The sequence below is a fragment of the Mycobacterium pseudoshottsii JCM 15466 genome, from assembly GCF_003584745.1.
Taxonomy (GTDB): domain Bacteria; phylum Actinomycetota; class Actinomycetes; order Mycobacteriales; family Mycobacteriaceae; genus Mycobacterium; species Mycobacterium marinum.
Genome location: NZ_AP018410.1, coordinates 5,583,028 through 5,606,084 on the forward strand (window position 1 = coordinate 5,583,028; position 23,057 = coordinate 5,606,084).

Here is a 23,057-nt window from a genome sequence, read left to right on the forward strand (position 1 = left end):
CCGAAACGCTGTGATACTCGAGAAGGCGTGCAAGGCGTTCAAGGGAGGTTCGGCGCGAAGATCCGCCATGGCCTGGCCGTCGGCGCTGGCATTGTTTCGGCCGTCGCGCTGGGGCTGACACTGGAATCGGAAAGCCCGGCACACGCGCTGGGGCCCCCACCGGACGGCGCGTACACCCTCAATGAGGCCGGGGTGTCGGGGGTGACCTGGACAATCACCGCGCTGTGCGATCAGCCGTCGGGCACTCGCAACATGAACGACTACTCCGACCCGGTGGTATGGGCCTTCAACTGTGCCCTCAACGTCGTGAGCGCGACACCGAACGCACCGATAACCCGGGCGGAAAAGCTGCAGAACTTCAGCGGCAGAGCTCGGCTATCCAGCGTGCTGTGGACCTTCACCGTCACCAAACAGGACGGCGTCGTGTGTCCGGGCGGCGGCACGGCACCGTCCACCGACACCTATGCGTTCAGCGATGAAACGATGAGCGGTACGCATACAACACTGCACGATGCCGTCTGCGGCATGCAGCCGGACATGAAAAAGGAGCCGTTCTCCCTGCAGATGGTCGGGCCTCCGCCCAGCCCGATCGAGCGTTACCCGTTGTACTGCAACGACATTGCGATGTGCTACTGACACTGCGCCGAGGGCACCAAGGACACTGCGGGTGAGCGGGAAACTCAGATCGGCGTGATGTACGCGATCAGCCACTTTCCACCGATGCGCTTGTAGTCCACCCGAAGTCGGCTGCCGTCGTAGAGCGGCTGGCGCGATTTGTCGGTCACCGTGCGGTTCAGGTAGACCATCACCGACGCGGAATTCCGTTTGGCCGCCATGACTCCGACGCCGACGACATTGGCCTGGACCACCACTTCGCGTTTCTTGGCCTCGGGGATGATCTGCGCGTTGGCGCTCTTCTCGAATTCCTCGCGATAGGCCGGGGTCAGCAACGGATAGGCGGCATTGAGGCTGCGCTCGACAGTTTGGTAGTCGTATCCGAAGACCAGGGGTATATCTTTGGCGGCCAGCCCGGGCAGCACCGCGCGCGCCGCGGCCTCCCCGCGCGCCTCCACTCGGTCCCAATAGAACCAACCGCCGAGGGCGGCCAACCCCACGATGACGACAGCCAGCATGCTTGCCGCGACAGTGATCACCCACCGCTGCCACCGCCGCAATCGCATCAGTTGCCCCCGTCCGGATACTTCAGGTCGTAGCCGGTCATCCGCCCGGTGTCGTCCTCATGCACGATGACCCGCAACCGGTAGGGCATGGAGGGCTTGTTGACCCCATCGATGTCGGCGACCGTGACCCGGACCGAGACCAGCACCGACGCGTTGTCGGTAACGGAGTCGATGTCTTCGAGCGCGGCACCGTTGATGACCGCCTCCGAGGTGGCGTTGGTGGCGCGAAACAGACCCTTGAGGTTCTCGACGTTGTTGTTCGCGCTCAGCATGCCGCGCAGCGGCCCGCTGGTGCCGTCGACGAACCGGTTGACGGCCTGGTCGATGGTGTCGGGCGTGTAGCTGAACATGTTGACCACCGTCTGGGTGGCGGTATCGACGAAGCGTTGCTGGCGGGCCTGTACGGCTTCGGCGTCGCGGTGCCCCACCATCAGGACGGCCACGCCGGTGCCCAGCGCGGCGGCCAGGACCAGCCCGGCCGCCGCAGACAGCCATCCGACCAGCTTGCGGTGGGCCGGACGCCGTGGCGGCGGCCGAACCGCCGTCAGCGACCTGGCCGGCTTGGCCGGCCGCTTGGCAGTGCTCGGTGCGGCGGTAACCCCGACGGTGGTTTCACCCGCATCCGATTCGCCGGACTCGCTTTTCGCGGGCCCCGCGGCACGAGACGCCCGCCGACGCACCCGCTGCGTCGGCGTCTGCTTATCCGCGTCTGCCGATTCCACTACTTCCACCACATAGGCCCCCGCATCAGCGCTTACATGGTCCTTGGAGCAAGCATGAGATCCACCCAATTCTCCGCGCTGGACGCTCCGCTGATGCCACCCACGAAGATACCAGTGCCACCGGCCGGGTCCTTGAATACACCGGTGAGCGGGTCATAGGTGGTGTAGGCCGGGCCGCTGGCTTGTGGCTGCGGCCCGGGTTCGGGGCCGACGCCCACCGGCGGTGGCGGCGGCGGCAGCGTCTTGGGGTAGGGAATCTGCGGCGCCTGCGGCGGGTAGTCCGGCGGCATCCACGACGTGAACGGCGGCGGCGGCCCGTTGTCGTTGGGTGGTGGAGCGGGCTGGGCCGGCTGGTTGGGCGCCGGTGGCGGACCAGGGATCACACCGGGCGGTGGCGGCCCCACAATCGGAGTGCCCGGATCCGGATCCGAGTCCGGCGGAATGTAGGGAAACTTGTTGGGGGGCAGAACGTTGAGCCCATCGGTGACCGGCGTGTCGTAGGGCACCGGCGGACCGCGCCAGGGGTTGCGCCCAACCGGGACGTACCCCTTCGGGTCACGACACAGCTGAATGGTGGGCGCCCGCTTGCCGGGGAACTCCTGGCAGGGGTAGTTACGCGCACCGCGCACCGTGGTGGCGTCGTTCTGCGCGACCTTGCAGTACATGTCCGGCGGAAGTTCACGCAACGTCTCGTCGGCGGGTGACCGAATCAAGGGCGGCGGCAGAAATCCCACGTTGCATGGCGGCGGGTCGTTCAGGTCGACCTTGAAGTCCAGCTTGGCACCCTCGTCCTGCGGCACACCGCCGGCGGCGGTGGTGATCGCGGCGAACAAGGCCGGAAAGACCACCAACAGCTGCTCGATTGACTTGTTATAGATCACCCCGACCCTGCCCAGGTTGGCCAGGTTTGCCGCCAGCGCCGGAAAGGACGGACGGATACCGGAAAACGCGGTGTTGGCCTCATCGATGGCATCCGGTGCGGTGGCCAACGTATTGCGAAGCCCCGGATCGGCCTGGCGCAGTTCCGCGGTGAACCGGGCCAACCCGTCGGCCAACGATTTGATGTCGCCACCGGCTCGCACCTGCGCTTGCAGGAACGGCCCGGCCTGGTCGATCAACTGCGAGACCTGCGGGTAGTCGGCGTTCGCCTCGTCGACCAGCAATCGTGCCGACTCCACCAGCCGAGCCAGCTCCGGCCCCGAGCCGTTGGTGGCCACGAAGGCCTCGTGGAGCACCTCGCGCAGCCGGGTATCACCGAGGCTGTTGACCAGCGTCTCGGCTTGGTGCAGCAGGTCGGCGACGTCCTGGCCGATCCGGGTGTTGTTGCGCTCGATCCGGGATCCGTCGTGCAGCCTGCCCGCCGACGGATCGTCGGGCGGAACCAGATCGATGTACTGCTCACCGATCGCCGACACACTCTTCACGGTGGCTGTGACGTTGGACGGGATGGCGGCGCCACTGTTGAGCCGCATCTGCGCGGTCACCCCGTTGGGGTTCAGGCCAACCGATTCCACCCGCCCGACCGCGACACCCCGGTAGGTGACGTTGGCGTTCTTGTACAGGCCCCCGCCCGCGACGAAGTCGGCGCTCACCTCATAGGTACCAATGCCGAACGTGGCGGGCAGCCGCAAGTAGAAGATGCCCATCACCGTCAAGGTGAGGACCGTGATGATCGCAAAGATGGACAGCTGGATCTTGGTGAGCTTGTCGATCATCGTCTCGGCCCCTACTGTGACGCCGTGCCGGCTGGAATCTTGAACGGGTCGGCCGCCTGTCCGGACAGGTTGGCCATTTCGCCGAGCAAGAAGTTGGGCGGGTTCACGATCTCGTCCATGTGCGCCATGTTCGGGTCGAAGTAGGCGGTGGTGAAGAACGTTTCACCGATCCGGCGCAAAGTCAGGTCAAAGGTGGTGAACACGTTGAGGTAGTCGCCGCGCACCGCCTGCTTGATCCCGAAGTTGGGGAACGGGAACGTCAGCAACAGCTGCAATGAGGAGACAAAGTCCTTGCGGTTGTCGTTGAGCGCCTTGACAACCGAGTACAGGCCCTTGAGGTCTTCGGCGAAATCCACCTTGGTCTTGGACAGCACTTTCGAGGTGACCATGGCAAGTCTCTTCAGCGAGGAGAACGCCTCGACGATGTTGCCGCGATTCTTGTTGAGCACCCGAAGCGCGTCGGGCAAGGTGTCCAGCGCGCGGCCTAGATTGTCCTTGTCCCTGGCCAGGATTGCGGAGAATCGGTTGAGCCCGTCCACCGCACCGATGATGTCGTCGACTTGCTTGTTGAGGCCCGCCGTCAGTTCCGCGAGCCTGGGCACGAGGTCGACGAACTGCCCTTGCCGGCCCGCGACCGCCTGGTAGACCTCATCGGTGATGTCTTCTAGCGCGCCGACATTGCCCTTGTTCACCACCACGCCCAGCGCCGAGAAGACCTCCTCGGTGGTGGGAGATCGACCGGTGTGCGATTCCGGGATCCTTGACCCGTCGGCGAGCCTGCCTTCGGCGGGTTTGTCGGTCGGTGCGGCCAGTTCGATGTGCAGTGACCCCAGCAGGGACGTCTGAGAGACCTTCGCGGTCGCGTTGGCCGGCAGCACCACGTTCTTGTCCAAGGCCAATTTGACCGCGGCATAGAAGGATCCGTCGGGTCGCTGCACCGCATTGATGCCGGAGACACTGCCGACGGTGACCTCGTCGACCATCACCGGTGAGTTCTGCGGAAGCGTCGCCACGTCCGGCATTTCCACCGTGACCGAATACGCACCGCCACCGTGGCCGGCGGTGCCGGGCATCGGCAGGGAATTCAGCCCGCCGTACTGACAGCCAGCCAGCAGCGCACTGAACGCCACAAACACGCTGCTGCGTATCCAGATTCGGCTCATCCGCCGGCCCCCTGCTCGGCGGGCAGCGGCGCCCCCGGCGCCGGGCTCGACAGGCCGGCATCCGGTCCGGCCGGGGCCGGCGCGGGCGGAGGCCCGGGCGCGGGACCGTAACCCGGCGGAGATCCGGGCGTGGGCCCGGGGGCCTGGGGAACAAACAGACTCTGCAGATCGGTGGTGTTTCCCGGCGCGGGTTGCGGTGCGGGGTGAGCCGGGATCCAGGTCAGCTCCGGAACCGGCGTCTCGGCTTTGGCCTGAGTGGCCGGGGTGTCATAGATGATCTGGCCTTTGTAGGCGGTGATGGTGTTGAGCGGGTGGAACAGGAACGGCGGGTAGTTGGCCGTGAGCCGGCGCAACACCGGACCCAGCCGCTCCCGGCATAGTTCGGCGCGCCGGTAGTAGTCGGGCGCCGATTTCCCGGCCGCGGTGTCAAAGGAACCACCGCAGATGAACTGAACCGGGTTGGCGAAGTTGGGTATGGAAAGCAACCCGTTGAGGGTGCCCTGTGCGGGGTCATAGATGTTGTAGAAGTTGGTGATACCGGGACCGGCCACGTGCAACACCTGCTCGATGTTGTCGCTCTGGTCACTGAGGGTCTGGGTGAGGTCGCCGAGCTGGTTGACCGTTTCGATCAGCGTCGAGTTGTTTTCGCGCAGGAAGCCTTTGATGTCCGAAAGCGCCTGGTTGAGCGTGCCCAAGGTGTTGTCGAGGTTGCGCGAGCTATCGGCGAGGACCTGCGACACCGAGGCCACATGGCCGGCGAACTGCACAATCTGTTCGTTGCTCTGCGAGAGCGCGTCGACCAGCACCTGCAGATTCTTGACCGTGCTGAAGATGTCGTTGCGCGAATCACCAAGGCGTCCAGCCACTTGCGACAGTTCCCGCAACGCGTTGTGGAACGAGTCGCCGTTGCCGTTGAGGGTGTCTGCGGCCTGGTTGATCGCGGCTCCCAGCGGGCCCTGAAGTTCGCCGGCCGCCGGACTGAGCTGGACAGCCAGTTGGGTCAGCGATTCCTTGACTTCGTCCCATTCGACCGGGATCGCGGTGCGGGACAGATCGATGCTCGCTCCGTCGGGCAGCACCGCTCCGCCGGTGTAAACCGGGGTGAGCTGAATGAACCGCGCCGCCACCAAGTTCGGCGAAACGATCAGCGCCTGGGCATCCCGCGGAATCTTGACGTCGTTGGACACCGACATCGTGATCTTGACGTCGGCCGGCCGCGGCTCGATCGAGTCGATCCGCCCGACCGGCACACCGAGGATGCGAACCTCGTCCGCGGGGTAGATGCCAACGGCGGAGGTGAAGTACGCGACGACTTTCCGGCCGCTCTCGCCCCCGGAGAACAGCACGTAGAGGCCGCCGACCAACGCCGCAACCAGCGCGACGATGGTGACCGTCCGCATACCCCGACTACTGAGACGTTGCTTCATCATGGTGACTTCGGCCTGATGATCCAGCGCTCCTGAATCAGCCCGCGCAGGTAGTCGGCAAAGCTATCCGGCAGCTTGCCCGGCTGGAACACGGTGTCGAACACCATGGCCACCATCGGTGCAGGCAGCACGCTGTAGACGTTGACGTTGAAGCCCGGGCCGGAGCCCACCACTTCGCCCAGCGTGGTCGCATAGGCGGGCAGCCGCTTGAGCGCCTCGGTGATGTAGTCGCGACGCTCGTTGAGGTTGCTCACGACCAGGTTCAGCTTGCTCAGTGCCGGCCCGAACTCTTTGCGGTTGTCGTTGACAAACCCGGAAAGCTGGACCGAAACGTCGTCGATCCCGGAGATCAGCGCGCCGAGCGCAGAACGTCGCTCATCCAGGGCCGCGAACAGCTGGTTGCCGTCCTGGATCAACTTGTTGACCTGCGCGGCACGTTCGGACAACACCCCGGTCACCGTCTTGGCATGCGCCAGCAGGCCTTGCAGCGCCCCATCGCGGGTGTTGAGGGTGCGCGACAGCGCGGTCACGCCATCAAGTGCACCGCGCAGCTGCGGGGTGGCGTCGTGCAACGTCTCGGTGAGCACCTGCAGCGCGTGCTCGAACTGCGGCTTGTCCAGGTTGCTCGCGCTGCCGCCCAGATCCTGCAGGGCGCCATTGAGCGTGTAGGGGGTGGTGGTGCGGCTCAACGGGATCGTGGTGGCATTCCCGCTGCCCGCGGGGGTCACCGCAACGGAGCGCTCGCCGAGGATGGTGTCGGTGCGGATCGCGGCCAGTGACTGGTCGCCGACCACGACGTTGCGGTCCACGCTGAAGGTGATCTTGGCGGCGTCCCCGGCCAGACTCACATCCGAGACGGCGCCAACCTTGAAGCCCGAAACGTAGACGTTGTTTCCGGGAGTGATGCCGCCGGCGTCGGAGAAGTACGCGTTGTAGGTCTTGCCCTGCGGCAGGAACGGCAGTCCGCTGTAGCCGAATGCGATGAGCACCACGCAGATCACCAGCACCACACCGAAGATGCCGGTGCGAAGCGGGTCGCGGTCGTGTTTGCTACTTGGCAAAAGCGCACCTCCCCTTGCTGGGATCGGGCTGGCCGCCCATCGGGATCAGGATGTCACTGCCGGCCGGACCGTTGATCTTGATTGTCACCGTGCAGAAGTAGATGTTGAAGAACGCCCCGTACGAGCCGAGGGCGGCCAACCTCAGGTAGTCCTCGCCCAGCTGCTCGACGTCGTTGTTGACCTCGTCCTTGCGGTTGTCGAGTTCGGTGGCCAGCGGCCGCGCGTTTTCCAACAGCCCCTGCAACGGCCGGCGCGAATTCTTCAGCAGCTCCGTGAGGTCCGTCGTCGTCGATGCCAGCGGCGGGATGGCTCCCGCGATGACGTCCTTGTTCTCGGCCAGCCCGGTGATCAGCTGCTGCAGCTGGTCGACGCTGGCCGAAAACTGTGCGCTGCGCTGGTCGACGGTGGCCAGCACCGAGTTGAGGTTGGTGATCGTGTCGCCGATGAGCTGGTCACGTCGGGCCAGCGCGGTCGAGAAGGCGCTGGTATCGGCGAGCACGTTGGCCAGCGCCCCGCCCTGGCCCTGCAGCAACTCGATGACGGCGCCGGTGACGGTGTTGACCTTGTCGGCGTCCAGGCCCTTGAGCACCGGGCGCAACCCGCCCAGCAATGCGTCCAGATCCAGCGCGGGTTGGGTGTGCTCGGCGTTGATGGTGCCGCCCGGGGGCAGCTTGCGCAGCTCGCCGGGCCCCGAGGTGATCTCCAGATACCGGTCACCAACCAGGTTTTCGTATCGGATCACCGCCCGCGTCGACGAGTACATCGTGTACGCCCTGTCGATCGCGAATGCCACGTCGATCGTGTTGTCCGGGTTGAGGTCGACGGCCTTGACCGAACCGACCGGCACCCCCGCGATTCGAACCTTCTGGCCCGCCTTGAGGCGCGACGCGTTGGTGAACGTCGCGTGGTAGACGTTGGTGGGCCCAAAGCGAAAATCCCCGAATACCACGACCAAAGCGGCGGCCACCACCAACATGACCACCCCGAAAACGCTGACCTTGATCACCATCGACCGGTGCGACGGCATACCCCCGGACGCCATCAGAAGTCGTCCCGTTCCGCAAAGGTGCCGTGGAACAAGAATTGCAGTGTCGAGGGCGCGTCGACCTGTACCTCGGTGAACGGCTCGTAGGGGATGTTGGCGTTGTCGGTGACCAGAAAGGGTGCCCGGTAGAACGACCCGCCGGTCTGCTTGGTCGGAATATCGGGCAGGCCACGGCAATTCGGACCGCCCGAGGCGTTCACGATCGGCAGGCTCTCCGGGTAGGTGTAGGAGGGCGAGCCCAACACGAAGCTCGACGAGGTGAACAGGCCGGCCTTGCGGACGCCGATCAACGGGGCGAATTCCTTGATTCCGCGCCCGATGCCTTTGAACAGGCAGCCGAATTCCGGCGAGTAGTCATGCGCCACCTTCACCGGGGCCCGCAACCGGTTGATGGCGGCGATGAAATCTTGCTCGGCCGGCGCCAGCGTCTCGTAATCGTTGTTGGCCAGACCGATGGTGGCCAGCAGCGTGGTGTCCAGGTCGTTCTGCTTGTCCACGACCGTCTTGTTGATCGTCGGGAGGCTGTCGAACACGGTGTTGAGGTCGGGCGCCGCGTCGGCGTAGGTGTTGGTCACGATCGCCGCCTTGCGGAAGTCCTCCTGCAGCGTCGGCAATTTCGGATTGGCTTGGCGGGTAAGCGTATTCAGGCCGGACAGCAGCGCGCCCAGGTCGTCGCCGTGACCACGCAGCCCCTCCGACAGCGCGCTGAGCGTTCCGTTCAACTCGACCGGGTCGATCTTGTGCAGCAGATCTATCAGCGACTGGAACAGGGTGTTGACCTCGAGCTGAACCTCGGAGGCCGTCACCTTCGCATTGGGGTGCAGCGAGGTCGGCGACGGCGTCTTGGGCGGGATGAACTCCACCGACTTGGCGCCGAAAATGGTGTTTCCGGCGATGTGGACCGTCGCGTTCGACGGGATGAAGTGCATCTCGGCGCTTCGGATGGCCAGCTTCAGCCGCGCCTGATCGCCGCTGTAGTAGATGTCCTCGACCGTGCCCACCTGGATTCCGCGGTATTTGACCTTGGCGCCCTTCTCCATCACCAGCCCGGCCCGTGGCGAGGAGACGACCACGGTGTCGGTCGGAGTGAAGGCCGAGGTGTAGGACAGGTAGGTCAGGGCGATGCCCGCCACCAACAAGCTAGCCAGCAGCGCTGCCGCCACCCGCGCGGAGGTGCGTCGCGATCCGCCGCCTGCCATAGCCCTATCGAGTCCTTATCCAGAGAGGTTGAAATTGCCGGACGCTCCGTAAACGGCGAGCGAAATGAAAAGGGTAATGACTACGACGACAATCAGCGAGGTACGCACCGCCTGACCGACGGCGATCCCGACCCCCACCGAGCCGCCGCTGGCGTTGTAGCCGTAGTACGTATGCACCAGCATTACCGCGATCGCCATCACGATGGCTTGCAGAAATGACCACAGCAGATCGGATGGAATCAGGAAGGTATTGAAATAGTGGTCATAGAGTCCCGCGGACTGTCCGTTGATGAAAACCGTGGTGAAGCGGGCGGCGAAAAAAGCCGCCAGCACCGCAAGCGAGTACAGCGGAATGATCGCGACCAGCCCGGCGATCAACCGCGTCGACACCAGGTAGGAGACCGAGTGGACCGCCATGCACTCGACGGCATCGATCTCCTCGGACACCCGCATCGCGCCAAGCTGCGCGGTGGCACCGGCGCCGATGGTGGCCGCCAGTGCGATACCGGCGATCACCGGAGCGACGACACGCACGTTCAGGAACGCCGACAGGAAGCCGGTCAACGCCTCGATACCGATGTCGCCCAGCGATGAGTAGCCCTGCACGGCGATGACGCCGCCGGACGCCAGGGTCAGAAAGGCCGCCACTCCGACGGTCCCACCGATCATGACCAGGGCCCCCGCGCCCAGCGTCATCTCGGCTACCAGTCGGATCGTTTCCTTGCGGTAGCGCGTGATCGCGTAGGGGATGTAGCGCACGGTTTCGCCGTAGAACAGCGCCTGCTCGCCAAAGTTGTCGACCGGCCGAACCAGCCTCGACATGAACCGGTGAAAGCGGATAATGACGTCATAGCTCATCGCCTCATCACCATCGCTTGCTATCGGTCATTTGTTACCGGGCCGAGATTCTCACGCCGATAGCGGTCATTACCACGTTGATCACGAATAGGCAGATGAACGCGTAGACCACGGTCTCGTTGACCGCATTGCCCACGCCTTTGGGCCCGCCCTTGACGGTCAGGCCGCGATAGCAGCCGACCAGACCTGCCATCACCCCGAACAGCAGGGCCTTGATCTCGGCGAGGATCAACTCGCGCAGCCCGGTCAGCACGGTCAGACCGTTGATGAACGCACCGGGGTTGACGCCCTGCAGAAAGACCGAGAACGCGTAGCCACCCGACAGGCCGATCGCGCACACCAAGCCGTTGAGCAGCAGCGCAACCACAGTGGAAGCCAGGACCCGGGGCACCACCAAGCGTTGGATGGGGTCGATGCCCAGCACCCGCATCGCATCGATCTCCTCGCGGATGGTGCGAGCACCCAGATCCGCACAGATCGCGGTGGCGCCGGCACCTGCCACCACCAGCACGGTGACCACCGGCCCCAGCTGGGTGATGGTGCCAAACGCGGTCCCGGCCCCCGAAAGGTCGGCGGCACCGATCTCGCGCAACAAGATGTTCAGGGTGAATGCCACCAGCACCGTGAACGGGATGGAGACCAGCAGCGTGGGCACCAGTGATACCCGGGCCACCATCCACGTCTGGTCGAGGAACTCCCGGAATTGAAACGGCCGCCGGAAGGCGGCGCGCGCGGTGTCGATGGACATCTCGAAAAACCCGCCGACCGCCCGGGCTGGAACCGCAAGTTGTTGGATCAACTTGGTCCCCCGTCCCAGTCGGCGACGACGCCAATGTTTCCCAAGAGCCAGCCCAGGGTCCGCACCTGCCTTCGTGTGAGCCGGCTCATACTAACTCAGAACGACTTGGGCATGTCAATGAACGGATACTCGTATAATCACGATCAATCTTGCTGGTCAGTTGCGTTGCCGCGCGGGTAAGTCCGCCACCGGCCCTAGCCGATGGCAGGCCCCAGGCAAAGTCCACTTATTCCTGCTCAAGCCATCAGCGAGCTAGCGGAAAAGTTGTGTTCGGGGTTTCGCCCAGCAAAGTAATCGTGCAATGTGTCGGTTAGCTGGCCGGGCTCCCAGGCCGGGCCGTCCGCACTGAACTTGCGCTCCGGCGTCGGCGCCGCCACCAGCGTCACCTGCGGACCGTAGACGATGAACAGCTGCCCGTTGACCGCCGCGGCCGCCGGGGACGCCAGAAACTGCACCAGAGTCACCACGTGTTCCGGCGACAACGGGTCGATCTCGCCCGCCGCCACGTCGGGCGTCGCCCCGAAGACGTCGGCGGTCATGGCGGTGCGGGCCCGCGGACAGATCGCGTTGGCGCATACGCCGTAACGGCCCAACGCCCGCGCCGCGGACAGGGTGAGTGCGGTGATGCCGGCCTTGGCGGCGCCGTAGTTGGCCTGCCCGACGGGACCGACCAGCCCCGCTTCCGATGAGGTGTTGACCAGCCGCCCAAATATCGAGCCCCCGGCCGCCTTGGCTTTCTGGCGCCAATAGGTTGCCGCATTGCGGGTCAGCAGGAAGTGGCCGCGCAGGTGCACCCCGATGACCTGGTCCCAGTCCTCGTCGGTCATGTTGAACAGCATCCGGTCGCGGGTGATGCCGGCGTTGTTGACCACGACGTCGGGCCCGCCCAGCCCATCGGCGGTGGCAATCAGTTCATCGGCGGTGGCGCGCTGGCTGATGTCGCCGGCCACCGCAATCGCCTTGGCACCGACGGCGCTGATCTCATCAATGACGTCAGAGGCGTCCAAGGCCGAGCCGATGTCGTTGACCACCACGGTGGCGCCGAGCCGGGCCAGGCCGACCGCCTCGGCACGGCCCAGTCCCGCGGCCGCGCCGGTGACCACCGCGACCCTTCCGGACAGATCGGTCACGTTCGTGCTGCTAGTCAATTTATGAATACCTCTAGTTTCCGGTTACGCCATGGCGGCTACGCCATGCCGGGCACAGCGGGCCGCTGGCCTAATCCTCACGCAACAGGGCCGCACGCGGGCATTCGGCGATCGCTTGCTCGGCCAGAGCCTCCTGGTCGGGGGGGATGGGATCCGTCTTGACGACCGCATAGTCGTCGTCGTCCAAGTCGAAGATATCCGGAGCAATCCCCAGGCACACGGCGTTGCCTTCGCACCGGTCACGGTCGACTATCACTCGCACGGCGCCCTCCTTGATCTTGCCCAGAACCTGGGCCAGCCAGTGATCATTGTGTAGCACCACCCTAGGACGACCGCACCGCTGACGAAACGGTCGCTGGATTCCCAGACTAGAACGTGTTACAACCGGGGTAACGCATGGGTAGCCGTTGGCTGCGTGTCGGCAGGTGTGGAGATGCCTGTCATGGCCGGTTACCCAACCCAATCGGTTGACCGGAGGCGGCAGGAATGCGCATCAGTTACACACCCGAGCAGGAGGAGCTGCGCCGCGAACTGCGGTCGTATTTCACCACCCTGATGACGCCGGAGCGCCGCGAGGCGCTGAGTTCGGTCCAGGGCGAATACGGCACCGGCAACGTCTACCGCGAGACGGTTGCCCAGATGGGCAAGGACGGGTGGCTCACCCTGAACTGGCCGAAGGAATACGGCGGCCAGGACCGCTCGCCGATGGACTCGCTGATCTTCACCGACGAGGCGGCCATCGCCGGTGCCCCGGTGCCGTTCCTGACGATCAACAGCGTGGCGCCGACCATCATGGCCTTCGGCACCGACGAGCAGAAGAAGTTCTTCCTCCCCAAGATCGCCGCCGGGGATCTGCACTTCTCCATCGGCTACTCCGAGCCGGGCGCGGGCACCGACCTGGCCAACCTGCGAACCACGGCGGTTCGCGACGGCGACGACTATGTGATCAACGGCCAGAAGATGTGGACCAGCCTGATCGCCTACGCGGACTGGGTCTGGCTGGCGGTGCGCACCAACCCGGAGGCCAAGAAACACCGCGGCATCTCCATGCTGGTCGTTCCCACGACCGCCGAAGGCTTCTCGTGGACACCGGTGCACACCATGGCCGGACCCGACACCAGTGCGACCTACTACACCGACGTGCGGGTGCCGGTGACCAACCTGATCGGTGAGGAGAACGCGGGCTGGAAACTGGTGACCAACCAGCTCAACCACGAGCGGGTGGCCCTGGTCTCGTCGGCACCGATATCCATGGCCCTGCGGGAAGTCCGCGAATGGGCGCAAAACACCAAGGATGCCGGCGGCGCCCGTCTCATCGACTCGGAGTGGGTGCAGCTGAACCTGGCCCGGGTGCACGCCAAGGTCGAGGTGCTCAAGCTGATCAACTGGGAGCTGGCCTCGAACGACGCCGCCCCGTCACCGGCGGACGCATCGGCCGCCAAGGTGTTCGGCACCGAGCTGGCCACCGAGGCCTACCGGCTGCTCATGGAGGTCCTGGGCACCGCGGCCACCCTGCGTCAGGACTCCCCCGGCGCGTTGGTTCGCGGGCGCGTCGAGCGGATGCACCGGGCGTGTCTGATCCTGACCTTCGGCGGCGGCACCAACGAAGTCCAGCGCGACATCATCGGCATGGTCGCCCTGGGACTGCCCCGGGCCAACCGCTGACTTTCACACATTCTCAGAGGACGGACTTCTATGGACTTCTCGACGACTGAAGCGGCTCAGGATCTTCGCGGTCTGGTCGACACCATCGTGGACGCGGTGTGCACGCCCGAGCACCAGCACCAGCTCGACGGGCTGGAGCAACGATTCGACCGCGAGCTGTGGCGCAAGCTGATCGACAGCGACATCCTGTCCAGTGCCGCCGCCACCCAGGTGGGCGGTGACGGTTTCGGGGTGCTCGAGCAGGTTGCGATCCTGGTCGCGCTCGGGCATCAGCTAGCCGCCGTGCCCTACCTCGAGTCGGTGGTTTTGGCCGCTGGCGCGCTGGCCCGGTTCGGCTCCGAAGAACTGCAGCAGAGCTGGGGTGCCGCGGCGGTCGGCGGTGAGAAGATCCTTGCCGTGGCCCTTGACGCGGAGATGGGCGAGGGACCGGTCCAGGCTGCGCGGTCCGGCGCGGGTTTCCGTCTCACCGGCACCCGCACTCAGGTGGGCTACGGTCCGGTCGCAGACGCCTTTCTTGTTCCCGCCGAAACCGATTCCGGCACCGTTGTTTTCCTGGTTGCCGCCGATGACCCCGGGGTCAGCGTCACCGCGCTGCAGACTACCGGCCTGGGCAGCGTCGGCCATCTGGCCCTGGACGGCACGGAGGTGGATGCCGCACGCGGGATCGGCGGATCCGATGTCACCGCCTGGCTGCGCACCATTAATACCCTGGGCCGCAGCGCATTTCAGCTCGGGGTACTCGAACGCGGACTCCAGATGACCGCCGAATACGCGCGTACCCGCGAGCAGTTCGACCGCCCGATCGGCAGTTTCCAGGCGGTGGGACAGCGCCTGGCCGACGGCTACATCGACGTCAAGGGATTGCGACTGACACTGACCCAGGCCGCTTGGCGGGTATCGGAGGACCTGCCCGCTGAGATCGATGTGGCATCGGCGGGCTTCTGGGCGGCTGAGGCCGGCCACCGTGTCGCGCACACCATCGTGCATGTGCACGGCGGGGTCGGTGTCGACACCGATCATCCGGTGCACCGTTACTTCCTGGCCGCCAAGGAAGCCGAGTTCGCTCTGGGCGGGGCCACCACAGCGCTTCGCCAAATCGGCCGTGAACTGGCGGAGACTCCAGCGTAGGAGGCGACGGCGCTGGGCGCGGCCGCAGCTTCACGCTCGTCGAGACCAACGAAGGGGCTGAATTGAGCGCGGACCCCACCGTCCCCCAGCTGCTGGTCCCGCTCGCCGAAATCGGAGACCGGGGAATCTATTTCGAAGACTCCTTCACCAGCTGGGCAGACCACATCGGGCACGGCGCCGCGATCGCCGCGGCGCTGCGTGAGCGCCTTGACCCCACTCGCCCGCCGCATGTCGGCGTGTTGCTGCAGAACACGCCGTTCTTCTCGGCGATGCTGGCCGCAGCCGGAATGTCCGGAATCATTCCGGTAGGCCTCAATCCGGTACGCCGCGGCGCGGCACTTGCCCGCGACATCGAACACGCCGACTGCCAGATGGTGCTCGCCGACACGGCATCGGCGAGCACCCTGGACGGCATCGAGCACGTCAACGTCGACTCAGCCGAGTGGGCGGAAGTGATTGATGCGCATCGTAATTCGGAGATCAGCTTTCAAAATGCCGCACCGGCTGATCTTTTCATGCTCATCTACACCTCCGGCACCAGCGGTGATCCCAAGGCGGTCAAGTGCAGCCACAGCAAGGTCGCGATCGCGGGCGTGACCATGACGCAGCGCTTCGGCCTGGGGCGCGACGACGTCTGTTATGTGTCGATGCCGTTGTTCCACTCCAACGCGGTCCTGGTGGGATGGGCGGTGGCGGTGGCATGCCAGGGATCAATGGCGTTGCGGCGCAAGTTCTCCGCTTCGCAGTTTCTTTCCGACGTGCGCCGCTACGGCGCCACCTACGCGAACTACGTGGGCAAGCCGTTGTCGTATGTGCTGGCCACACCCGAACGACCCGATGACGCGGACAACCCGTTGCGAGCCGTCTACGGCAACGAAGGTGTACCCGGCGATATCGAGCGTTTCGGATGTCGCTTCGGCTGCGTCGTCCAGGACGGCTTCGGTTCCACCGAGGGGGGTGTAGCCATCGCGCGAACCCCCGATACCCCGGCGGGCTCGTTGGGTCCGCTGCCGGAGAACATCGAGATTGTCGACCCCGAGACGGGCCAGCAGTGTCCGGTGGGAGCCGTCGGGGAGCTGGTGAACACCGCGGGGCCGGGCCGGTTCGAGGGCTACTACAACGACGAGGCCGCCTCGGCGCAGCGGATGTCGGGCGGCGTCTACCACAGCGGCGACCTCGCCTACCGCGATGCGGCCGGCTACGCGTACTTCGCTGGCCGCCTAGGCGATTGGATGCGGGTCGATGGTGAAAACCTCGGAACCGCACCGATCGAGCGGGTACTGCTGCGTTATCCCGACGCCATCGAAGTTGCGGTCTACGCGATACCCGATCCGGTGGTCGGAGACCAAGTGATGGCGGCGATGGTGCTCACCCCCGGTGCGAAGTTCGATGTCGACAAGTTCCGCGCATTCCTGGCCGGTCAATCCGACCTCGGCCCCAAGCAGTGGCCGTCCTACGTCCGGATCTGTTCGGCGCTGCCCCGAACCGAGACGTTCAAGGTGCTCAAACGCCAGCTCGCGGCCGACGGTGTCGACTGTGGCGATCCGGTTTGGCCCATCCGCGACCAGTCGTAGCCGAAGCCTGATCTTCGGTGAAAAACACTCAATGAATTTCGCCGATCGGGATAGCATCCGCCTCGATAGTGCCCAGGTCGTGTTTCTCAGAACCCAAGGTGCCCCGGATGTCCTACCTGATTGTCGCGCCAGAGGCGATGACGGCGGCCGCCGGCGACCTGGCCGGCATCGGTTCATCAGTCGCCGCGGCTAACGCCGCGGCGGCGGGTCCCACCACCGCGATGCTGACAGCGGCCGCCGACGAGGTGTCCACCGCCATCGCCGCGTTCTTCTCCGCGCACGCCGCCGACTACCAGCGGTTGGCCGGCCAAGCGGCCGCATTGCATACCCAGTTGGAGCGGGTCCTGAGTGCGGGCGCGGTGGCCTACGCCGCCGCGGAGACAACCGGCACATCGCCGCTGCAGCTGGCCATCAACGCGGTGAGCGCACCCGCGCAGAGCCTGCTGGCCCGCCCGATCATCGGCAACGGCGCCAATGCGACGACGCCCGGAGGCAACGGCGGCGACGGCGGCTGGTTGTTCGGCAGCGGAGACAACGGCGCGGCCGGTGCTGCCGGCCAGGCTGGCGGCAGCGGCGGATCGGCCGGCTTGTTGGGCAATGGCGGCGCGGGTGGCGCCGGCGGGACCGGCGGCGCCAGCGGTGGCAATGGAGGTAGCGGCGGGCTGCTGTTCGGCGGCGGCGGGATCGGCGGCACCGGCGGCACCGGCGCGGCCGGCGCCGGCATGGGTGGCATGGGCGGCAATGGCGGCAGTGGGTCCTGGCTCATCGGCGGCGGTGGCGCCGGCGGGGCCGGCGGTATCGGCGGGACCGGCGGCGGCACCGGCGGCGTCGGCGGCACCGGCGGGACCGGCGGCGGCACCGGCGGCGTCGGCGGCACCGGCGGAGACGCCGGCTGGCTGGTCGGTGCCGGCGGGTCGGGTGGGTCCGGTGGCATCGGCGCCACCGGGACCGGCAGCGGCGGCGCGGCCGGGAATGGCGGCATCGGCGGCAACGGTGGCGCTGGCGGATTGTTCATGAACGGCGGCGACGGCGGGGCGGGCGGCCAAGGTGGCGACGGGGCCGCGGGCGCGGCAGCTGCGGCCGCCGGCGGCAACGGCGGCGACGGCGGTCTGGGTGGCAACGGCGGTGCCGGCGGCGCCGGTGGCGGCGGGCCGGTGCTGTTCGGCCACGGTGGCGCCGGAGGACTCGGCGGCCAAGGCGGCACCGGCGGCATCGGCGGCACTGGCGGAGCGGGCACCACCAGCATCGCCGCCGGCACCGGCGGCAACGGTGGTGCCGGCGGCGCCGCGGGTGGCGGCGGCACCGCGGGCGCCGCGGGACCACTGACCAACGCCGGGTTGGCCGGCGGTTTCGGCACCGGCGGCACCGGCGGTACCGGCGGCACCGGCGGCACCGGCGGTGCCGGCGGTGCCCGGCATCGACGGGGCGGCCCTCGGCGAGGGCGGCACCAACGGCTACATCGGCGGCAACGGCGGCAACGGCGGTGCCGGTGGCGCCGCGCTGGGAGGCGGTGCCGCGGGCGACGGCGGTCAGGGTGGCCACGGCGGCGCTGGCGGCATGGGTGGAGCCGGGGCGGACGGAATCACCGGTGGCGGGGTGACCGGTGCGGGTGGCAGCGGCGGTGACGGCGGTCAAGGCGGCGAGCCCGGGACCGGCGGCGCCGCCGGCTCCGGCGGTGGCGGTCAGACCGGCAGCCTCGGCATCGGCGGCACCGGTGGACACGGTGGTGCGGGCGGAGACGGTACGCCCGGCGGCAACGGCGCTGCCGGCCCCACCGCGGGAACCGCCGATCCGGGCGTCGACGGCGGGCCGGCGGCAACGGCGGTGCCGGCGGGCAGGGCGGCAGCAACGGCACCGGCGGCAACGGCGGTACCGGCGGCAGCGGCGCGACCGGCGGCGACGGCGGTACCGGCGGCGCCGGGACGGCTACCGACGCGGGCGGCACCGGCGGTCAGGGTGGCGTCGGCGGCGCCGGCGGGGCCCCCGGTGCGGCCGGGCTGGCCGGTACCGGCGGTCAGGCGGGCAACGAGGGCGTCGGCGGAAATGGCGCGCAGGGCGGTCACGGCGGTGCTGGCGGCAACGGAGTCGACGGCGCCGACGCCAACGTGTTCACCGGCTACAACGGCGGCGACGGTACCGCCGTCGGCAAGGGCGGCGACGGGGGTGCCGGTGGCGCCGCCGGCGCCAATGGCGGTACCGGCGGGGGCGGCGGCATCGGTGGGGGCGGCGGTGTTGGCGGCGACGGCGGCAACGGCGGTAGCGGCAGCACCGGAACGTCCTCGGCACCCGCAAGCGGTACCGGCGGAATTGGCGGCACCGGAGCCGATGGTGGAGCCGGCGGCAACGGCGGGGCCGCCGGGGGTGCCGGTGGCACCGGCGGTCAGGGTGGCACCGGGGGCGGTGCCGGCAAGGGCGGCACCGGCGGGGCGGGCGGTGCCGTCGTGACTCCCGGACTTGGCATCGGGGACGAGCCCGCAGGCGGTACCGGTGGTACCGGCGGGCACGGCGGCACCGGAGGCCACGGCGGCACCGGAGGAGCAGCCGGCAACGGCGGGGCGGGCGGTGCCGGCGGGGAGGCCGGCGGCGGCGGCAGCGGCGGCGAGGGAGGCGACGGCGGAACCGGCGCGCAGGGCACCACCGTGTCCCTCCCCGGCTCCGGCGGAAACGCCGGCAACGGCGGCAATGCCGGCGGCGGCGTGGGTGGCACCGGCGGGGCCGGCGCTACCGGGGCACCCGCCGGTGGCGGTGGCACCGGCGGCAATGGCGGCAATGCCGGCGCCGGAGGTAAGGGTGGCGCCGGCGCGTTCGGCGGGGCGGGCAGCTCCCCCGGATTCCTCAGCCCCGCAGGCGACGGCGGCGCTGGTGGTGACGCCGGCACCGCGGGAGCGGGCGGCAACGGCGGCGCCGGCGGCGCGGGTCCGAGCGGCGGCAACGGCGGGACCGGCGGCAATGGCGGCAACGGCGCCGAGGGCGCCATCGGCGCGCAGTTCGTCCCCGCCTCCAGCCTCCCGACACCGTCCGGCGGAGCCGGTGGCGATGGCGGCAACGGGAGTAACGGCGGTGCGCCGGGCACGGGCGGCAGTGCCGGCGCCGGCACCGGCGGCAGCACCGGCGCCCAAGGCACCGGCGGCGACGGTGGCGACGGCGGCAACGGCAGCGCCGGCGGTCCGGGCGGTGACGGCGGTCTCGGCGGCGACGCGTCAGAAACCGGCACCGACGGTGTGGCCGTCGGTGGGCAAGGCGGACAGGGCGGAGCCGGCGGTCAGTTCGGCGGCGGCGGCAACGGTGGGGACGGTGGGAATGTCACCGCCGGATCGGCCGGCAGCACCGCGGGTAACGGCGGCAACGGCGGCAACGCCAACAACGGCACCATCGAGGGCTCCCCCGCCGGCGGCAACGGTTCCGCGGGCGGCGACGGCGGCGACGGTGGCGACGTCGCCTCCGGGGCGACCGGCACCGCCGGTACTGGTGGTACGGGCGGTGCCGGCAATGACGGAACCATCAACGCCGGCACTGGCGGCAACGGTGGCGCCGGGGGCAGGGCCGGTAGCGGCGGCGGCAACGGCGGCAACGGCGGCAACGGGGGTACCGGCGGAACCGGCGGCGACGGCGGCAAGGGCGGTGGCGGTGCCGTCGGCGGTAGCGGTGGGGATGGCGGCGACGGCGGCGTCAATAACGGCGCCGGGGCCAACGGCAACGGAGGCGCCGGCGGCACCGGCTCCATCGGTGCGGCCGGCGGCAATGGCGGACAAGGCGGCAGTGGGGGCGCTGCGGGTTCTGGCGGCGGCACCGCGGGCAATGGCGGGGCCGGCGGGCTGGGCGGGGCGGGCGGGACCGGCGGGGTCGGCGGTGGCGGCGGCGACGGCGGAGCGGGCGCCCTGGCAGGCACCGGTCGCAGCGGCGGCACCGGCGGTGCCAGCGGCGCCGGCGGCAGCGGCGGCGGTGGCGGCCTGTCGGCAGCGGCCAGAGCGGTGCAAACGGCGGCGCTAGTCAGGAGGGCCAAGACGGCCAGGCAAGCACCGACTCCGACGGCGGCGCCGGGGGCGCCGGCGGCACCGGGGGCAGCGGCGGCGCGGCGGGCGCCGGAGGTCAGGCCTGATGATGGGCGCGCCCCGCGCCGCGCTCGAGGCAAGCTTCGAGCAGCTGTGCACCGCGCTGCCGGCGACCGCGGGTGTGGCGGTCGCGCTCCCCGACAGCGGCGAGACCTGTTCGTTGGGCTCCTGGTCGACCGGCGTCGCCTGGTCGACGGTCAAGGTGCCGTTGGCGATCGCAGCGCTGCGCAGCAACCCACGGCGCGCAGCTGCATGGGTGACCAAGGCGATCACCGAATCGGACAACGCGGCCGCCGAGCAGCTGTGGTCGCAGCTGGGCGACCCCCTCGATGCCGCCCAACAGGTGCAGGCCGTCATCGGCACGGCCGGCGATGAGTGCACCCAGGTGGAATCGCGCCGACTTCGGCGCGGTTTCACCGCATTCGGTCAAACACCATGGCGCCTGGACCGGCAAGCGCTGTTCGCCGCGGGACTGCCCGGTGTTGCGGACGCGGGCCCCGTCATCGACTTGATGCGCCAGCTCACCGAGCGCCATCGCTGGGGTCTGGCCGCCAAAGGAGTTGCCGCAAAAGGCGGTTGGGGCCCCGGCCAGGACGGCGACTATTTGGTGCGGCAGTTCGGCATCGTGCCCACCGGATCGGGCCATCTGGGTGTGGCATTGGCCGCGCAGGCAGCCAGCTTCCAAACCGGAGTCAAGGCGCTGAACAGGATCGCGGATTGGCTCCTGGGCGGCAGCGCAAAGCTATCTGCCCTTACCGGAGGCGGCGGCTAGCCCAGCAGCGATGGCACGACGGCGTCGATCAGATGCGGCCCGGGTTCATTGAAGGCGCCGCGCAGCGCGTCCGCAAATTCCTCGCAGCTACTGACCCGCCGGGCCGGAACACCCATGCCTTCTGCAATCTTGACGAAATCCATTGTGGGACGGGAGATATCAAGAAGATCCAGCGCTTTGGGACCGGGCGCCGAGCCGGCACCCACGCGCTGCAACTCCACTCGCAGAATGTCGTAGGCGCCGTTGTTGTAGATGACGGTGGTGACATCGAGGTTTTCCCGGGCCTGGGTCCACAACCCGGAGATCGTGTACATCGCCGACCCGTCGGATTGCAGGCACAGCACCGGACGTTCGGGCGCCGCGACCGCGGCACCCACCGCGGCCGGAATGCCGTAACCGATCGCCCCGCCGGTCAACGTCAGCCAATCGTGGGCCGGCGCACCGGCGGTCGCCTGCGGCAGCAGCACACCCGAGGTGTTGGACTCGTCGACGACGATCGCACGTTCGGGCATCAGCGCGCCGATCACGTCCGCCGCTGACATCGAGGTCAGCGCACCCGTGGGCAGTTGCGGGCGCGATAGCGCGGCCATCGGCGCACTCGTCCCGGGCGCAACCTCGTCGGCCAGTGCGATCAAGGCATCAGCCGCTCCCCGGTGCCCGGCAAGCTCGTGCACCGTGCATCCGGCGGGCACCAGATCGCTGGCCATGCCCGGGTAGGCGAAGAACGACACCGGCGATTTCGCGCCGGCCAGCACCAGATGTTTGGCCCCGTCCAGCTGTGCCGCCGCGGCCTCGGCGAAGTATCCGAGCCGTTCCACCGCGGGCACTCCAGCGCCGCGCTCCAGCCGGGTCGGGAATGTCTCGCACAGCCACCGCGCGCCGGTCGCCTCGGCGATACGAGCGGCCGCGGCCAGACCCGGCCCCCGGGTGGCGTCCCCACCGATCAGGAGCAGGGCCGGTTCCGCCGAGCGCAGCATCTTGGCGATCGAGACCACGTCGCCGGTGACCGGCGCGGGTTGCGCCGGCGGCACCATGGCCGGCTCGGCGCCGTCGGACCAGGACGCGTCCGCCGGCAGGATCAGCGTGGAAACCTGCGGCCCCTGCCGGCTGGCGGCGATGGCCTTGGCGGTGTCGGCGCCGACATCGGCGGCCGTCTCGGTCCGGTGCACCCAGCCCGAAACCGTGCCGGCCAATGCGTCGATGTCGGATTCCAATGGGGCGTCGTACTTCTTGTGGTAAGTCGCGTGGTCTCCGACGACCACAACCATCGGCACCCGGGCCCGGCGGGCGTTGTGCAGGTTGGCCAGGCCGTTGCCGAGTCCGGGGCCCAGATGCAGCAGCACCGCTGCGGGCTTGTCGGCCATGCGGGCATAGCCATCGGCCGCACCGGTGGCCACGCCCTCGAAGAGGGCGAGCACACCGCGCATGTCCGCAACGGTGTCCAGTGCGGCCACGAAATGCATCTCCGAGGTACCGGGGTTGGCAAAGCACACGTCAACACCACCATCGACCAAGGTGTTGATCAGAGCCTGGGCACCGTTCACCTGC

General features: G+C 68.2%; 20 protein-coding genes. 6 read left to right on the top strand and 14 right to left on the bottom strand.

All coding sequences use genetic code 11. The annotated features are described in order from the left end of the window. Nucleotides 1–27: 27 nt before the first annotated feature. A complete protein-coding gene (locus tag MPSD_RS25585; RefSeq protein ID WP_020785766.1) occupies nt 28–636 on the top strand; it encodes a hypothetical protein in 609 nt (202 codons plus the stop codon). Nucleotides 637–680: 44 nt separating this feature from the next. Here the strand turns inward: MPSD_RS25585 and MPSD_RS25590 are convergent, their stop codons facing one another. The 12 genes from MPSD_RS25590 to MPSD_RS25645 all read right to left on the bottom strand — a co-directional run bounded on the left by MPSD_RS25590 (nt 681) and on the right by MPSD_RS25645 (nt 12,580). After that, complete coding sequence (locus tag MPSD_RS25590) at nt 681–1,181, bottom strand: hypothetical protein (RefSeq protein ID WP_011741710.1); 501 nt, start codon at nt 1,179–1,181, stop codon at nt 681–683. Next, the gene (locus MPSD_RS25595) at nt 1,181–1,912 is read right to left on the bottom strand and encodes a hypothetical protein (protein ID WP_015357348.1); all 732 of its coding nucleotides are present in this window, start codon (nt 1,910–1,912) and stop codon (nt 1,181–1,183) included. Before MPSD_RS25595 ends, MPSD_RS25590 begins: the two co-directional genes overlap by 1 nt. A gap of 23 nt (nt 1,913–1,935) precedes the next feature. After that, complete coding sequence (locus MPSD_RS25600) at nt 1,936–3,618, bottom strand: virulence factor Mce family protein (protein ID WP_086085384.1); 1,683 nt, start codon at nt 3,616–3,618, stop codon at nt 1,936–1,938. An 11-nt stretch (nt 3,619–3,629) separates the two neighbouring features. Next, entirely contained in the window at nt 3,630–4,781 is a 1,152-nt protein-coding gene (locus MPSD_RS25605; RefSeq protein ID WP_015357350.1) for a virulence factor Mce family protein, read from the bottom strand. After that, nucleotides 4,778–6,211, bottom strand: coding sequence for a virulence factor Mce family protein (locus MPSD_RS25610; RefSeq protein WP_086085383.1), 1,434 nt, complete (start codon nt 6,209–6,211; stop codon nt 4,778–4,780). Before MPSD_RS25610 ends, MPSD_RS25605 begins: the two co-directional genes overlap by 4 nt. Then, the gene (locus tag MPSD_RS25615) at nt 6,208–7,269 is read right to left on the bottom strand and encodes a virulence factor Mce family protein (protein WP_020785762.1); all 1,062 of its coding nucleotides are present in this window, start codon (nt 7,267–7,269) and stop codon (nt 6,208–6,210) included. The genes MPSD_RS25610 and MPSD_RS25615 overlap by 4 nt, the downstream gene beginning before the upstream one ends. Further along, entirely contained in the window at nt 7,259–8,311 is a 1,053-nt protein-coding gene (locus MPSD_RS25620; RefSeq protein ID WP_012396510.1) for an MCE family protein, read from the bottom strand. Before MPSD_RS25620 ends, MPSD_RS25615 begins: the two co-directional genes overlap by 11 nt. Beyond that, on the bottom strand, nt 8,311–9,513 hold the full coding sequence (locus tag MPSD_RS25625; RefSeq protein WP_015357353.1) for a virulence factor Mce family protein: 1,203 nt from the start codon (nt 9,511–9,513) through the stop codon (nt 8,311–8,313). Before MPSD_RS25625 ends, MPSD_RS25620 begins: the two co-directional genes overlap by 1 nt. A gap of 15 nt (nt 9,514–9,528) precedes the next feature. Next, nucleotides 9,529–10,371, bottom strand: a complete 843-nt coding sequence (locus MPSD_RS25630; protein ID WP_020785760.1) for an MlaE family ABC transporter permease — start codon at nt 10,369–10,371, stop codon at nt 9,529–9,531. A gap of 34 nt (nt 10,372–10,405) precedes the next feature. Beyond that, nucleotides 10,406–11,170: an MlaE family ABC transporter permease gene (locus MPSD_RS25635; protein ID WP_015357355.1), complete on the bottom strand. Its 765-nt coding sequence runs from the start codon at nt 11,168–11,170 to the stop codon at nt 10,406–10,408. Nucleotides 11,171–11,406: 236 nt separating this feature from the next. Continuing rightward, nucleotides 11,407–12,318 carry a 3-oxoacyl-ACP reductase gene (locus MPSD_RS25640; RefSeq protein WP_036426206.1) on the bottom strand — a complete coding sequence of 304 codons (912 nt, stop codon included), beginning with the start codon at nt 12,316–12,318 and terminating at the stop codon, nt 11,407–11,409. Nucleotides 12,319–12,388: 70 nt separating this feature from the next. Beyond that, nucleotides 12,389–12,580: a ferredoxin gene (locus MPSD_RS25645; protein WP_036427093.1), complete on the bottom strand. Its 192-nt coding sequence runs from the start codon at nt 12,578–12,580 to the stop codon at nt 12,389–12,391. Nucleotides 12,581–12,804: 224 nt separating this feature from the next. Here MPSD_RS25645 and MPSD_RS25650 point away from each other — a divergent pair, with 224 nt between their 5' ends. The 4 genes from MPSD_RS25650 (at nt 12,805) to MPSD_RS31105 (ending at nt 18,310) form a co-directional block, all read left to right on the top strand. Continuing rightward, complete coding sequence (locus MPSD_RS25650; RefSeq protein WP_020785758.1) at nt 12,805–13,983, top strand: acyl-CoA dehydrogenase; 1,179 nt, start codon at nt 12,805–12,807, stop codon at nt 13,981–13,983. Between the two features lie 30 nt (nt 13,984–14,013). Beyond that, a complete protein-coding gene (locus MPSD_RS25655) occupies nt 14,014–15,111 on the top strand; it encodes an acyl-CoA dehydrogenase family protein (protein ID WP_086085382.1) in 1,098 nt (365 codons plus the stop codon). 62 nt (nt 15,112–15,173) lie between these two features. Continuing rightward, nucleotides 15,174–16,685: a long-chain-fatty-acid--CoA ligase FadD17 gene (fadD17, locus tag MPSD_RS25660; protein ID WP_020785756.1), complete on the top strand. Its 1,512-nt coding sequence runs from the start codon at nt 15,174–15,176 to the stop codon at nt 16,683–16,685. Between the two features lie 107 nt (nt 16,686–16,792). Beyond that, nucleotides 16,793–18,310 (top strand): PE family protein, encoded by a 1,518-nt coding sequence (locus MPSD_RS31105; RefSeq protein ID WP_232022672.1) that lies wholly within the window; start codon nt 16,793–16,795, stop codon nt 18,308–18,310. Nucleotides 18,311–18,367: 57 nt separating this feature from the next. Here the strand turns inward: MPSD_RS31105 and MPSD_RS31110 are convergent, their stop codons facing one another. Next, on the bottom strand, nt 18,368–18,748 hold the full coding sequence (locus MPSD_RS31110) for a hypothetical protein (protein WP_439951884.1): 381 nt from the start codon (nt 18,746–18,748) through the stop codon (nt 18,368–18,370). A gap of 2,035 nt (nt 18,749–20,783) precedes the next feature. Here MPSD_RS31110 and MPSD_RS25670 point away from each other — a divergent pair. After that, entirely contained in the window at nt 20,784–21,509 is a 726-nt protein-coding gene (locus MPSD_RS25670) for a serine hydrolase (RefSeq protein ID WP_020785755.1), read from the top strand. On the opposite strand, the gene MPSD_RS25675 is transcribed toward MPSD_RS25670, so the two are convergent. After that, a complete protein-coding gene (locus tag MPSD_RS25675; RefSeq protein WP_020785754.1) occupies nt 21,506–23,053 on the bottom strand; it encodes an acetolactate synthase large subunit in 1,548 nt (515 codons plus the stop codon). The genes MPSD_RS25670 and MPSD_RS25675 overlap by 4 nt on opposite strands. Nucleotides 23,054–23,057 lie beyond the last annotated feature (4 nt).